The organism is Yeosuana sp. (assembly GCF_057126245.1).
In genome coordinates this window covers 1-14483 of sequence record NZ_DBNGMQ010000041.1, presented here as the reverse complement: position 1 = coordinate 14483, position 14483 = coordinate 1, and the positions used below count along the sequence as shown (strand labels likewise).

Below are 14483 nucleotides of genomic sequence, written 5' to 3'. Positions count from 1 at the left end.
TTATAGTATTAATAAGGTATTTAAAATATTAGGGGCAATTGTTAGTCCCCGCGACAATAACACCTTCTGTTGGTGCTGCTGAATAGTCCGTTGAACCTTCTTCATAAACTGTTCCGTCAGGAGTAGTTAATTTGAAGTAGTTCTCACATTCATATCCTGGACCACCACAGAATCCACCCCCGCCAGAAACATACGTGAATGAAAAATCTGCGCCATCAGTAACTGCTATTTCATAAACATCAGCTACATCATCGTCTGCGCTATATTCTGAAGAAACACCGTCCATGATGAATTCTATATAACCACCGTTCCATCCATCTCCATAAGTATCAGAAGTTTCTAACGTAAAGATACAAAATTCCCAATCTATAATTGTAAGATCAAGTGTTGGATAAGATGCTGAAGGGCTCACAAGATATTTGTTTGCCAATGATGGACCACTTTCAATAGTTAAAGATAACGTTTCATCACCTTCAACTTCAGTGTCATTATGAATCATTACAGTCATCGTTGCAGTCGTTTCATAAGCAGGAATAGTCGCATTAACTACGTCGTAGTCATCATGCAGCGTTGCTGTACCTCCAGTTTGCACAAAGCTAAAATCAATATTTTGTTTTGTAGCTCTATCTAATGTTACGGTATAAGTAAACTCAGGCTCATCGAACTCATTAATGGTTGTAGGGCCAGTAGTAATTGTAAATGATGGGATTGGATAATTGTCCGTCCCAGCTATCGGCTCAGCATCCTGTTTCGCTGATTCAACGTCACAACCAAAAAAGAATAACGTTACTATGGCCGAATATATTAAGAATTTTATATTTTTCATATGTGTATTATATTAATTAATTATTTAGGTGTATAGAATACAAAGAATTCTCTACAAGCACCACCAAAGCAAACAGTATATTCAAAATAAATAACACCTGTTTCCGGATTAACAAAGCTATTACCAATAACTCCTTCAACGATATTTGAATACAATTCCACTAAATTCTGAGCTGGTATTGTAATGGCATTACATACATCATAGAACGTATATCCATTTGTTCCACCTATAGCGCCTGGGCCACCTTCAAGCTCCCAATATGCGACTCTTTGTGCTCTGTATTCGCCTGGTGCAGTTTCTACAATTTCATCTTCACCATAAATAAATCTATCTATACCAGCGCCTGTATTTATATAGTGCATTTCTACATCATAAGTACCTGCAAGGTTCGAGAAACATAAATAGTTAAACGTAATTTTAATTTGTTTTCCGTTATTAACTACATTAGATCCATCAGCACTAACTACATCTAAATAGAGTACTGGGCTTACATCTAAAGGTGCAACAATACCTTCTGTAAGTAACGTGACAGGTAATTTACCAGTGTAATTACTTGATCTAGATAAAGTAATTGTTTTTGAAGGAAAGCTAAAGTGTGTTCCTTCAATTGCTGTAGACAATGCTGTGTTTACAGCTACTGTAACAGCAACGTCACCTTGAAACTCTTCAATTGCTGGTCCTTTCACTTCCATTTTAATTTCATTGGGATACGTATCGCCATTAGAAATTCCTGAGATAGTTTGGCTAGTTGAAGTGAACCCAGCCAATAGAGGACCTTGATCGTTTAAATCTGATCTCGTCTCGTCATCAACAAGACAAGAAGTCATAATCAGAGCGAACCCGAAAATAACTAGTTTATTAAAATAATTTTTCATAATTTTTTTTTTTAATTTGCCCAAAATATTTTACTTGTAAATGCGTCTGGTTGAGTAGGTAAATTTAATCCATTTGAAGTGATTTCACTTGATGGATAATATAACCTTACAGGTCTATCAGGTTTTGGCGATAGTATGGATACTGGAACATCCGAAGGGAAACCAGTACGGTTATAATCAAACCAACTTTGTAATGCATTTATACCTAAAAGCCCTAAATATTTCTGGTTTATAATAGCTTCTTGTTTATCCGAAGAACTAGACCATCTTACATTAGCAATGTTTTGGTTGTAATACGTAGTTGCATCGCCTGCACCTAAATAGTCGAATGATGCTTGAATACCAGCTTCATACATGGTTTGTGGATCACTTGAAATATAACCCTTTAAAGCTGCTTCTGCTCTGTTAAAATAAGATTCTGCAGCCGTATAGATTACTGAACTTTGTTCAGGAGACTTTAATATCCCAGGTCCGATGTTTGAAACATTAGCAGGAATATATTGATCTACAACTGGAACATCGTAATCTTGAAGGCCTTGAATTACTCCTAAGTGACCACTTTCTGGCTCCTCAAATAAGAAATCTAATCGACCATCATTAGTAGAAGCTAATTTATTTAATATATAAGGTGTAGCACAAGTGGCATCGTTAGTAAGTCTGTTGCTTCCTGCAACATCTTGCCCAAAATCATTCCATTTACGATTTTGTTGATTAGCTGTTTGGTTATACCCAATATTAATGGTAACATCGCTATTCATAAACCCAGATCCCTCTGCAGCAATAGCATCAAACTCTGATTGAATGTAACCAGATCTGCCAGACATATCAGATTGACGAACTAATATTCTTAATTTAAGAGTATTGGCAAATTTTTTCCAATCATCCATATCTCCGTTAAATATGCCATCATCATTACCAGGAACTACAGATCCGGCGAAATCATCAGCAGCATTAATTAAGTCAATAGCCTCTGTTAATTGAACGATTAAAGCTTCATAAATTTCAAGAGCATCGTCATATTTTGGAGTAGGATTTTCTCCCCTTAATAATGCTTCAGAATATGGCACATCGCCATAAGTATCAACTAATATTTGAAAATGCATGGCTTGCATTATTTTCGAAATGGCTTTATAGTAACCATATTGTTCGCCTTCAAGAGTTTCTAAACCTTTATATTGTTTTAAAACATTTCCGTAAGTATAGTCGAAAATTTGTTGATAAAAAGAAGGTGTTACTAAATAAAGGAATTCATCATTGTACCAAGAGAATCCATCAGATTGACTCCATGCACCCATGAACATATTTCCTAAGTGATTTTGCCCACGGTCACGTTCTTCAATAATGGCCGTATAATTTAAAGCCACTGGTAAAATTAGGTTTGGGCTAACTGTTACCGGATTATTTGGGTCTGTATTTACATCCAAATAATTTTCGCTACAAGATCCTAGTAATACAAAGACTACTAGTATTTTGACTGTTATAAAAATATTTTTCATTTCTAATTCTTTTTTTTAATTAAAACTCAATGTTAACACTTAAACCGTAAGATTTAGTTGGAGGAGATTGAAAATAACCACCAATACCAATAGCATTACTGTTACTGTTGTTAAATTCTGGATCAGAGAAACTGTTTTCAGCAGGTAACCAGGTAAACAGGTTTCTACCTATAAATCCAACGGTTAATGCTTTCACAGCAGATTTTCCTAGAAATTCTTGAGAGAATCTATAGTTTAATGCAAGTTCTCTAATTTTGAATGCGGTAGCATCTTTAACATAATTTTCTTTAATCTCATTGTAAGTATTTGTCCAATAGTCTTGTCTACCATCTGTTATCGGCACGTTTGTATTTGGAACAAATACCCCAGGACTGGATTCAATTACAGAATTAGGTAAAACAAAATCTTGTCTGTTTGCAGAAACCGACTCAATTGATCTACCAGTAAATTCCATGGCATCTGAACCTTGCTCATAATAAACATGTCCGGTTCTATAATCCATAGTAGCAGTTAAACTAAAGCCCTTATAATTAATAGTAGAGAATAAACCAATGATATAGTCTGGAGTTGTTGTTCCCATGTTTTTAAGTTCACCAACTAAAGGGTTACCACTAGTACCATCAACAACAATTCTTCCTTCAGGATCTCTAACATATGAGGTCGCTTTCATTAGTGGGAAATTTTCACCTACAGTAGCAAAAATTCCAACTTCACCATTACTTGTAACAGTTACTTCATTTACACCTTCAGATATTTCATTAACCGTTTGCTCGTTATGAGTATAGTTAACTTGAAGATCCCAAGAGAAATCATCAGTTTTTAATACAGTACCTCCTAAAGAGATTTCATATCCTGTACCTTCTATTTCACCAATATTTGTAAGGAATGCATTTGCTCCAGAAGTAATAGATGGTGTAGTAAAAGTAATTAAATCGGTAGATTTAGTTATAAAGTACGCTGCATCTAAAGTAATACGGTTTTTTAAAAATCTGGCGTTTAAACCAAATTCTGTTGTGTTAATTTTTTCTTTTGTAAGACCTGCATCAACAGCTGTACCCGTTTGAGCAAATCCGTTTAATGAACCAAACGGGAATCCTCCAGATTGACCAAAAGTTTCGTTGGTTGCATATGGACCTAAATCATTATATACTGTTGAATTACTTCCAGTAACTTTCAAGAACGATAAAAAGTCACTTTTAAGATCAGGAATTGCCTCCGTTAAAATCACGTTTGCACCAAATGCAGGGTAGAAATAACTGTTATCTCCAGTTGGAAGTGTAGAAGTGAAATCATACCTTCCTGAGAAGTTTAAATATATAAACTCTTTAAAACCAAAGTTTAAATCCGTAAAGAAACCATACGTTCTTTTTTCTGATTCATTGACACCAACGTTAGGTTGTCCTGTTCCGTTCGAAACATCGTAAAAATCAGGAATACTTAAGTTAACTACAGCTATAGCGCTAGATCTTGATACTTGAGTAGTGTTTACTGCACCTGCAACAGCCTGTAAAGTAATATCAGATGAGAAATCAAACTTACCTTGAAATATACCCTCTGTCGTGTAGGTGGTATAAGAGTTTTCTCTGTCTGTTACAAAAGATGACACATCTGAGTGTGCTGGTTGTAACGCAGAATCATAAGTTTGAGCTGCTCTCCAGTTTTTTCCAAAACCATTTCCGGTGTTGATACCCAAACGAGTAGTGAAGTTTACATTGTCAGTAATATCGTATGTAGCAGTAATGTTTGCAGTTAATCTGCTTGATCTACTTATATTTCTGTTAGTACCAATGGCCCAATATGGATTTTGGTAATAAGCATTATAATAATTGTCTGAATACGCATAACTTTCTGGGTTATCCCAATCTCTATAACTAGATAACGGAATGTTTGCAGACGTATTTAAGATAAACCAATAAAGTGGTCGGTTTTGATCTCCAATTGATCCACCAACAACATTTTGACTATCTCTTAAATAGTTAGATGAAAAACTCAATGATAAATCACCTAATTTTTTTGAAGCATTAACTCTTAATGTATTTCTTTTGTACCTGTCATCTGGAACAATACCACTTGTTTTTTGATCACCTACAGAGATATATAAACTACTATTTTCACTACCAGCAGTAGCGTAAAGTGTGTTTTGGAAAGTAAAACCAGTATCAAAGAAATTTAATAAGTTATCTTTTACTGGAGCATAAGGTACCATTTGCGTTGATAATGGATAACCTTCTGGGAATGTAGGTCCAATTTGTCTTAACGTACCGTCAAAACGAGGTCCCCAGTTTGTGTTTTCAACAGGGTCATAAGCACCTTGCCATCCTGTACCATACTCAGTTTGGAATCTAGGCATATAAGCAACTTGTTCCATGGTTGTGGCTGATGTAAGACCTACTTTAAAAGACTCACCAGTTTTACCTCTTTTTGTTTCAACAATAATAGCCCCGTTACCTGCTTGAGACCCGTAAAGAGCGGCAGCTGTTGCCCCCTTAAGTACGTTTAAACTCTCAATATCATTTGGGTTTAAATCATCAAAAGCACCTTGAGATGCTATAGCTCCATCTATTACAATTAAAGCCGAGTTGTTTTGACTTATTGAACGTAAACCTCTTAATAAGATTTGAGTACTTGGATTTACACCGTTACTCTGAACGTTAATTTGAAGTCCTGCAACTTTACCAGCTAGTGCGCTAGATGCTCTAGTAGGCGCAACTACAATTAAGCGATCGTTATCTACCTTTTCTGCTTGGTAAGTAAGCGATTTCTTTTGTCGGCTAATACCAAGAGCTGTAACTACTACTTCATCTAAAACCGCAGCATCTTCCAAAAGGACTACGTTAATAGTATTGGACGCTCCTACTGTTATGTTTTGGGTTTTTTGCCCAATGTAGCTAAAAACAAGAACGCTACCTGCACTTGCTTTAATGGAATAATTTCCATCAAAATCTGATTGTGTACCGTTAGTTGTTCCTTTTACTACAATGTTAACCCCAGGTAATGGTAAACCAGAATTATCTGATACGATACCTGAAATAGTTTTTTCTTGTGCAAACGTTAATTGCACAACAAACGCTAGGAATAGCGTTAGAATTCCACTAAACTTTGTTTTCATTTTATAATTATTTGAATTAGTCAATGCCAAAAATCATAATAAAAAGTTAATTAAACAATAATTTTAGGTTAAAATTTACCTTTCCCTTGAAAAAAAATCAGATTTGTAATTTAAATCGCTAGAAATTAGAGGTAAAACTAAGATGAAGCTGAGAATTTGAGAATTTAAAATTTTGATTATTTGTTTTTCCGTTGGCGTAATTTAGCTTTAATAAACCTGCATTAGATAAAATACCAAAACCAAAACCGTAGGCAAATAATTTCTCTTTGATATTTGTGATTTTATTTTCAAAAGAAGCAACATCGATAATAGAATGTATATATATATTAGGGTTTAGTTGGTATCTGTATTCGGAATTAATAAATCCGTAAGACGACGCTGTTATACTATTTTCCTGAAACCCTCTTACGGAGTTAATGCCTCCAAACCTAAAGAGTTCATTTTCAAAAAAGCTGTCAGAAAGCAAACTTGACCCGCTTACGTTTAAATAAATACTATTTTTATCGTTAAGATTAAAAATTTTAAAGCTTTCAATGCTTAAAAGTGTTTGTTTTTCTGATGAATCTGAATTCTTCCTTCTTCCTAAATTAGATTCTAAATACAACTTAGAATTTATTGGGAAAAGTAAATTGTCATATTGAGGATTTGTAAATTGATACCCTAATGAAAAATAGTTTGATTTATAATCAGAAATGGCAGTGCTTGAACCAAGCTTTAATAAATTATTTGATTCTGTAGATTTGATACCCGTATATATGGTGTGTTTTGAATTGATTTGATAATTAATCTTTACAGATTGATTTACGGTATTAAATGAAGAATCTTGTTTAAAAAGATAGAGTTGTAAGTCTATACCAATAGGCGTTTTTAAAAAGTAGGGCATTTTTATATCTGCCTTAAAAAATTTCTGACTGTTTTGAGTGCTTTTATATTCTAAACTAAAAGACTCGCCGAAATTTAAATTATTAATAAGGTTTAGAGTTAAATAACCATTAAAATCTAACTTATTAGTTTGTTCGTTAGTGCCAAAACCTAAAAAACCATCGAAGGTATTGCTTTTTGATTTTTCTATATACATATATAATATGGTAGAATCTTTTGTAAATAAAACTTCTGGAGATTTTATTTGTTTGGCAAACCTTAAGTTATTTAATTGTTGTGCCTTTTGTTTGATAGTGCTTAAATTAAAGACTTGGTTCTGTTTAATTTTTAAATAATGGTTTAAATACGATTTAGGAAACTTATCATACCCTTTTAGTCTAATAGTATTAATATTTCTTTTTTCTTTTTCAGACACCAAAGTTAAATCGGCTTTTATAATGTCATTTTTCTCAATTCTGATATTTGACAAGCTTAATTTTGAAAATGGATATCCATTATTAGCTATTCGCGTATTTAAAAAGCGTAAAGAGCTTTCAATGCGAGCGATAGGTAATTCAAAATAATGGGGAAAGACCTTATTTGTAACTATATTAAGTAGTGTGGTATCAAAACTATTTTTTGTATAGTATATATATATGTTGTCATATTTCTTTTTTAATTGAATTATTGCCGAGAACATGGAGTCACTTTCCTTTTCAATTTTAGAAACTTCATTTTCAATATAACCAGCTTTAAATAGTTTTTTTTGAATTGTATCTATTTCAGAAGACAGCAGGTAGTAATCGACATGATTTTTTTTGTAACCTATGGAGTCAATAATTTGGCTTTCAACATCCGTATTGCCATAAATTTTAAGGTTTAAATTTTGACATATTCCTTCAGAAAATAGAGCAAAGTAAAAAGTAAGTATAAAAAATGATGTTTTCTTCACAGCTGAAATTATGGGATAAAGCTTAGTAAAACTAACGTAAATACGAGACTATTTATATATCGCGGGAGCTAATTTTTAAATTCTGTTGAAAATTAATCTTTTAGGGTTTGAAAAATACTTTTTTATTTCTACATTTGCAGCCCTCTAATAAGAGGTATTTTAAAAAACATATAAGATATATGCCAACAATTTCACAATTAGTAAGAACAGGAAGAGCCAAAATAACCAAGAAGAGTAAATCGGCTGCTTTAGATTCTTGTCCTCAAAGACGTGGAGTATGTACTCGTGTTTATACAACAACACCAAAAAAACCAAATTCAGCAATGCGTAAAGTTGCAAGGGTAAGGTTGACAAATGGTAATGAAGTAAACGCGTACATTCCAGGAGAAGGACACAATCTACAAGAGCACTCGATAGTATTGGTTAGAGGTGGAAGGGTAAAAGATTTGCCAGGAGTTAGATATCACATCGTTCGTGGAGCTTTAGACACAGCAGGTGTTGCAGGTAGAACACAACGTAGATCTAAGTATGGTGCTAAACGCCCTAAGAAGTAATTTAAAACTTTAAGAAGAAGACATGAGAAAAAGAGCAGCAAAAAAGAGACCGCTTTTACCGGATCCTCGTTTTAACGATCAGTTAGTAACTCGTTTCGTTAATATGATGATGTGGGATGGTAAAAAGTCTGTAGCTTTTAAAGTATTCTATGATGCAATTGATATTGTAGAAGACAAAAAAACAGACGAAGAAAAAACAGCATTAGAAACTTGGAAAGATGCGTTGTCGAATGTGATGCCTCACGTAGAAGTGCGTAGTCGTCGTGTTGGTGGTGCAACATTCCAAATACCAATGCAAATTCGTCCAGACAGAAAAGTTTCAACTGCAATGAAATGGCTAATTGGCTATTCTCGTAAAAGAAACGAAAAATCTATGGCACAACGTTTAGCTTCAGAAATTTTAGCAGCAGCTAAAGAAGAAGGAGCAGCTGTTAAGAAAAGAGTGGATACTCATAAAATGGCAGAGGCAAATAAAGCATTCTCTCACTTTAGATTTTAATAGGAAATGGCAAGAGATTTAAAATTAACTAGAAATATAGGAATTGCAGCTCATATTGATGCTGGTAAAACAACAACAACAGAGCGTGTACTTTATTATACGGGAGTTTCTCATAAAATAGGTGAAGTGCATGATGGTGCTGCAACTATGGACTGGATGGAGCAAGAGCAAGAGCGTGGTATTACTATTACGTCTGCTGCTACAACCTGCGAGTGGATATTCCCAAGAGAAAATGGTTTGCCTACTGATGATTCAAATAGCTATCATTTTAATATTATAGACACCCCTGGTCACGTGGATTTTACGGTTGAAGTAAACCGTTCATTGCGTGTATTAGATGGGTTGGTATTCTTGTTTAGTGCGGTTGATGGTGTTGAGCCTCAATCTGAAACTAACTGGAGACTAGCCGATAACTATAAAGTACCAAGAATTGGTTTCGTAAATAAAATGGACCGTCAAGGTGCGAACTTTATGGCTGTATGCCAACAGGTAAAAGATATGTTAGGATCTAACGCTGTGCCAATTGTTATGAACATTGGTGATGAGATAGATTTTAAAGGTATCGTTGACTTAGTGAAAAACCGTGCTATTATTTGGCATGATGAAACACAAGGTGCTACATTTGATGTTATTGATATTCCTGAGGAATTAAAAGCAGAAGCTGCTGAATTGAGAGGTAAACTTATTGAAGAAGTTGCCGCTTATGATGAGAATCTGTTAGAAAAATATATGGAAGATGAAGATTCTATTACAGAAGATGAAGTGCATGCTGCACTTAGAGCTGCTGTAATGGATATGTCTATCATTCCAATGATTTGTGGTTCTGCATTTAAAAATAAAGGTGTTCAGTTTTTATTAGATGCTGTATGTCGTTATTTGCCTTCTCCGATGGATAAAGAAGGTATTATAGGAATTAATCCAGATACTGAAAAAGAAGAACTTCGTAAGCCAGATGTGAAAGAGCCTTTTGCAGCTTTAGCTTTTAAAATTGCAACAGATCCTTTTGTAGGTCGTTTAGCTTTCTTTAGAGCGTATTCTGGTCGTTTAGATGCTGGTTCTTATATTTTGAACAATCGTTCAGGTAAAAAAGAACGTATTTCTCGTATCTACCAAATGCACTCTAATAAACAAAATGCTATCGATTTTATTGAGGCTGGAGATATTGGAGCAGCAGTTGGATTTAAAGATATTAAGACTGGTGATACCATGTCTGACGAAAAACATCCTATTGTTTTGGAGTCTATGAATTTCCCAGATCCAGTAATTGGTATTGCGGTTGAACCTAAGACAAAAGCTGATGTTGATAAATTAGGAATGGCTTTATCTAAACTTGCCGAAGAAGATCCAACATTTACTGTGAGAACTGATGAAGCTTCTGGGCAGACTATTATTTCTGGAATGGGTGAGCTTCACTTAGATATTATTGTTGATCGTCTTAAACGTGAATTTAAAGTTGAGGTAAACCAAGGTCAACCACAAGTAGAATATAAGGAGGCTATTACGCGTAAAGCTGATCATAGAGAAGTTTACAAGAAACAATCTGGTGGTCGCGGTAAATTTGCAGATATTGTATTTACACTTGAGCCAGCAGAAGAAGGAAAAGTAGGTTTAGAATTTGTATCTGCGATTAAAGGTGGTAACGTTCCTAAAGAATTTATCCCTTCAATTGAGAAAGGATTCAAAATGGCAATGGTAAATGGTCCATTAGCAGGATACGAAGTTGATGCTATGAAAGTAACATTAAATGATGGATCTTATCATGATGTGGATTCGGATCAACTATCATTTGAATTAGCTGCAAAATTAGGTTTTAAAGCTGCTGCAAAAGCTGCAAAAGCTGTAATTATGGAGCCAATTATGAAATTGGAAGTAATTACACCTGAAGAAAATATGGGTGATATTGTAGGCGACTTAAACCGTCGTCGAGGACAAGTAAGTGATATGGGTGATAGAGCTGGTGCGAAAACTGTAAAAGCTACCGTGCCATTATCAGAAATGTTTGGTTATGTAACAACATTAAGAACATTATCTTCTGGTAGAGCAACATCAACTATGGAATTTTCACACTATGCTGAAACACCCTCAAATATATCTGAAGAAGTAATAAAAGCAGCTAAAGGCATTGAAGCTTAAAATTTAAGGAAATGAGTCAAAAAATCAGAATAAAATTAAAGTCTTACGATCATAACTTAGTTGATAAATCAGCAGATAAGATTGTAAAAACTGTAAAAAGTACAGGTGCTGTTGTAACGGGTCCAATTCCTTTACCAACACATAAGAAAATTTTCACTGTATTACGTTCTCCTCACGTTAATAAAAAGTCTAGAGAACAATTTCAATTAAGTTCATACAAGAGATTACTTGATATTTACAGCTCTTCATCAAAAACAATAGATGCTTTGATGAAACTTGAATTGCCAAGTGGTGTTGAAGTAGAGATTAAAGTATAAGTAATAACTCAAGGAGGTTTCCTTGAAAACATGTCCTAAGCTGCGAGCGAAGGAAAAACGGTAAAAATACATTCAGGGTTGAAGGTATTTTGACCCTGAATTTTTTTAAATAAATAAGTAATAAATTAAATAAATAATTATGTCTGGGTTAATTGGAAAAAAAATCGGTATGACCAGCATCTTCGATGAAAATGGTAAAAATATGCCATGTACAGTAATCGAAGCTGGACCATGTATCGTTACCCAAGTCAGAACTGAAGAAATTGACGGTTATGAAGCTGTTCAATTAGGTTTCGATGACGCGACAGAAAAAAGTGCTACTAAAGCTGATCTAGGTCACGCAAAAAAAGCAGGAACTTCTGTAAAACGCAAAATCGTAGAATTCAAAGGTTTTGAGGAGGAGTACAAGTTAGGTGATGCTATCACTGTTGAGCACTTTGTAGAAGGTGAATTTGTTGATATATCAGGTATATCAAAAGGAAAAGGTTTTCAAGGCGTTGTAAAACGTCATGGTTTTGGTGGTGTGGGTCAAGCGACTCATGGTCAGCATAACCGTTTAAGAGCACCTGGTTCAGTAGGAGCTTCTTCTTACCCATCAAGAGTATTCAAAGGAATGCGAATGGCAGGTAGAATGGGTGGAGAAAAAGTACAAGTTGAAAATTTAAGAGTTTTAAAAGTAGTTGCTGAAAAGAACCTACTTGTTGTTAAAGGTTGTGTACCTGGGCATAAAAATTCTTATGTAATTATTAGAAAATAATGAAAGTAGCAGTTTTAGATTTAAACGGAAAAGACACAGGTAGGAAGGCAGACCTTTCTAAAGATGTGTTTGCTATTGAGCCTAATAATCACGCAGTATATTTGGATGTTAAACAATATTTAGCAAACCAACGTCAAGGGACTCACAAATCGAAAGAGAGAGCTGAGATTTCTGGAAGTACTCGTAAGATTAAAAAGCAAAAAGGAACTGGTACGGCTAGAGCAGGTAGTATTAAGTCTGGTATATTTAAAGGTGGTGGTCGTATGTTCGGTCCTAGACCAAGAAATTACAGCTTTAAACTTAATAAAAATGTGAAGCGATTGGCACGTAAATCGGCTTTAAGTATCAAAGCAGGAGAGCAATCAATTGTGGTATTGGAAGACTTTAATTTCGATACTGTTAAAACTAAAAACTTTACAGCAGTTTTAAAGGCTTTAAACCTAGAAAACAAAAAATCTTTGTTTGTGTTGGGTGGGTCAAATAATAATGTATATTTGTCATCGCGCAATTTAAAAAGCTCTGAAGTTATAACTAATTCAGAATTAAGTACTTATAAGATTTTAAATGCAAATCAAATAGTGCTTTTAGAAGGAGCTTTAGCAGGAATTGAAACAAACTTAAGTAAATAGAAACCATGAGTATCTTAATTAAACCTATAATCACAGAAAAAGCGACAGCAGATAGCGAGTTAAGAAACTGCTATACATTCGCAGTGAATACCAAGGCGAACAAGGTAGAAATTAAAAAAGCGGTTGAGGCTGCTTATGGGGTTTCTGTTGAAAAAGTTCGTACTATAAATGTCCGTCCAGATAGAAGTACTAAGTTTACAAAAACAGGTATTCAACATGGTAAAACAAATGCTGTTAAAAAGGCAATTGTACAACTGGCGGAAGGTGAAATGATTGATTTATACAGTAACATGTAATTAAAGACAGATGTCAGTAAGAAAATTAAAACCAATCACACCAGGACAGCGATTTAGAGTAGTAAATGGTTATGACGCCATTACTACTGATAAGCCGGAAAAGAGTTTACTCGTTCCGAACAAAAGGTCTGGTGGTAGAAACAGTCAAGGAAAAATGACCATGCGCTATATAGGTGGGGGTCATAAGAAAAAGTATCGTATTATCGATTTTAAAAGAGACAAAGCAGGTATTCCTGGTGAAATTGCTTCAATTCAATACGATCCAAACAGAACCGCTTTTATCGCATTATTGAATTATCAAGATGGTGAAAAAAGATACATTATTGCTCAGAATGGACTTCAGGTTGGACAAAATGTAGTATCTGGTAAAGAAGGTATTGCTCCAGAAATTGGAAACGCAATGCCTTTAAGTGAAATTCCATTAGGAACTATTGTCTCTTGCGTAGAGTTACGCCCAGGACAAGGAGCTGTTATGGCTCGTAGTGCTGGAGCATTTGCTCAGTTAATGGCAAGAGATGGTAAATTTGCAACCGTTAAATTACCTTCAGGTGAAACAAGATTGATTCTTGCTGACTGTATGGCTACTATCGGTGTGGTATCAAACTCAGATCATCAATTATTAGTTGGTGGTAAAGCAGGTAGAACAAGATGGTTAGGAAGAAGACCACGGACTAGACCAGTTGTAATGAATCCAGTAGATCACCCGATGGGTGGTGGTGAAGGTAAATCTTCAGGTGGACATCCTCGTTCTAGAAACGGTATACCTGCTAAAGGTTACAGAACCCGTTCGAAGACTAAGTCAAGTAATAAATATATTGTAGAACGTAGAAAGAAATAAGACATGGCAAGATCATTAAAAAAAGGACCTTACGTTCATTATAAATTAGAGAAAAAGGTAGCCGCAAACGTAGAAGCTAACAAAAAGACGGTTATCAAGACTTGGTCAAGAGCCAGTATGATTACTCCAGATTTTGTTGGACAAACAATAGCAGTACATAATGGCCGTCAATTCGTACCAGTATATGTTACTGAGAATATGGTAGGTCATAAATTAGGAGAATTTTCACCAACACGTTCATTCCGTGGACATGCAGGTGCTAAAAATAAAGGTAAAAAGTAGTAAGCTATGGGAAGTCGTAAAAAACAAATGGCAGACGCTATTAAGGAAGCAAAAAAACA

General features: G+C 34.7%; 14 protein-coding genes. 9 read left to right on the top strand and 5 right to left on the bottom strand.

The features are described 5' to 3' along the window. Window positions 1-28: 28 nt before the first annotated feature. From AC15TD_RS04185 to AC15TD_RS04165, 5 genes are all read right to left on the bottom strand, one after another. A complete protein-coding gene (locus tag AC15TD_RS04185; RefSeq protein ID WP_484450878.1) occupies window positions 29-826 on the bottom strand; it encodes a hypothetical protein in 798 nt (265 codons plus the stop codon). Between the two features lie 20 nt (window positions 827-846). Then, complete coding sequence (locus AC15TD_RS04180) at window positions 847-1701, bottom strand: hypothetical protein (RefSeq protein WP_484450877.1); 855 nt, start codon at window positions 1699-1701, stop codon at window positions 847-849. An 11-nt stretch (window positions 1702-1712) separates the two neighbouring features. Then, on the bottom strand, window positions 1713-3197 hold the full coding sequence (locus AC15TD_RS04175) for a SusD/RagB family nutrient-binding outer membrane lipoprotein (protein ID WP_484450876.1): 1485 nt from the start codon (window positions 3195-3197) through the stop codon (window positions 1713-1715). A gap of 19 nt (window positions 3198-3216) precedes the next feature. Then, window positions 3217-6306, bottom strand: a complete 3090-nt coding sequence (locus AC15TD_RS04170) for a SusC/RagA family TonB-linked outer membrane protein (protein ID WP_484450875.1) — start codon at window positions 6304-6306, stop codon at window positions 3217-3219. 118 nt (window positions 6307-6424) lie between these two features. After that, window positions 6425-8119 carry a POTRA domain-containing protein gene (locus AC15TD_RS04165; RefSeq protein ID WP_484450874.1) on the bottom strand — a complete coding sequence of 565 codons (1695 nt, stop codon included), beginning with the start codon at window positions 8117-8119 and terminating at the stop codon, window positions 6425-6427. A gap of 179 nt (window positions 8120-8298) precedes the next feature. On the opposite strand from AC15TD_RS04165, the gene rpsL reads away from it, so the two are divergent. The 9 genes from rpsL to rpsS all read left to right on the top strand — a co-directional run bounded on the left by rpsL (window position 8299) and on the right by rpsS (window position 14424). Then, window positions 8299-8673: a 30S ribosomal protein S12 gene (rpsL, locus tag AC15TD_RS04160; RefSeq protein WP_166967703.1), complete on the top strand. Its 375-nt coding sequence runs from the start codon at window positions 8299-8301 to the stop codon at window positions 8671-8673. A 22-nt stretch (window positions 8674-8695) separates the two neighbouring features. Next, complete coding sequence (gene rpsG, locus AC15TD_RS04155; protein WP_484450873.1) at window positions 8696-9172, top strand: 30S ribosomal protein S7; 477 nt, start codon at window positions 8696-8698, stop codon at window positions 9170-9172. A gap of 6 nt (window positions 9173-9178) precedes the next feature. After that, window positions 9179-11305, top strand: a complete 2127-nt coding sequence (fusA, locus tag AC15TD_RS04150; RefSeq protein WP_484450872.1) for an elongation factor G — start codon at window positions 9179-9181, stop codon at window positions 11303-11305. A gap of 11 nt (window positions 11306-11316) precedes the next feature. Then, entirely contained in the window at window positions 11317-11622 is a 306-nt protein-coding gene (gene rpsJ / locus AC15TD_RS04145; protein WP_007650482.1) for a 30S ribosomal protein S10, read from the top strand. Between the two features lie 139 nt (window positions 11623-11761). After that, entirely contained in the window at window positions 11762-12379 is a 618-nt protein-coding gene (gene rplC, locus AC15TD_RS04140; RefSeq protein ID WP_484450871.1) for a 50S ribosomal protein L3, read from the top strand. Beyond that, window positions 12379-13008, top strand: coding sequence for a 50S ribosomal protein L4 (gene rplD, locus AC15TD_RS04135; RefSeq protein ID WP_484450870.1), 630 nt, complete (start codon window positions 12379-12381; stop codon window positions 13006-13008). Before rplC ends, rplD begins: the two co-directional genes overlap by 1 nt. 5 nt (window positions 13009-13013) lie before the next feature. After that, a complete protein-coding gene (gene rplW / locus AC15TD_RS04130) occupies window positions 13014-13304 on the top strand; it encodes a 50S ribosomal protein L23 (RefSeq protein ID WP_019386269.1) in 291 nt (96 codons plus the stop codon). Window positions 13305-13314: 10 nt separating this feature from the next. Next, window positions 13315-14142, top strand: a complete 828-nt coding sequence (gene rplB, locus AC15TD_RS04125) for a 50S ribosomal protein L2 (protein WP_484450869.1) — start codon at window positions 13315-13317, stop codon at window positions 14140-14142. 3 nt (window positions 14143-14145) lie between these two features. Beyond that, window positions 14146-14424 carry a 30S ribosomal protein S19 gene (gene rpsS, locus AC15TD_RS04120; RefSeq protein WP_027880209.1) on the top strand — a complete coding sequence of 93 codons (279 nt, stop codon included), beginning with the start codon at window positions 14146-14148 and terminating at the stop codon, window positions 14422-14424. Window positions 14425-14483 lie beyond the last annotated feature (59 nt).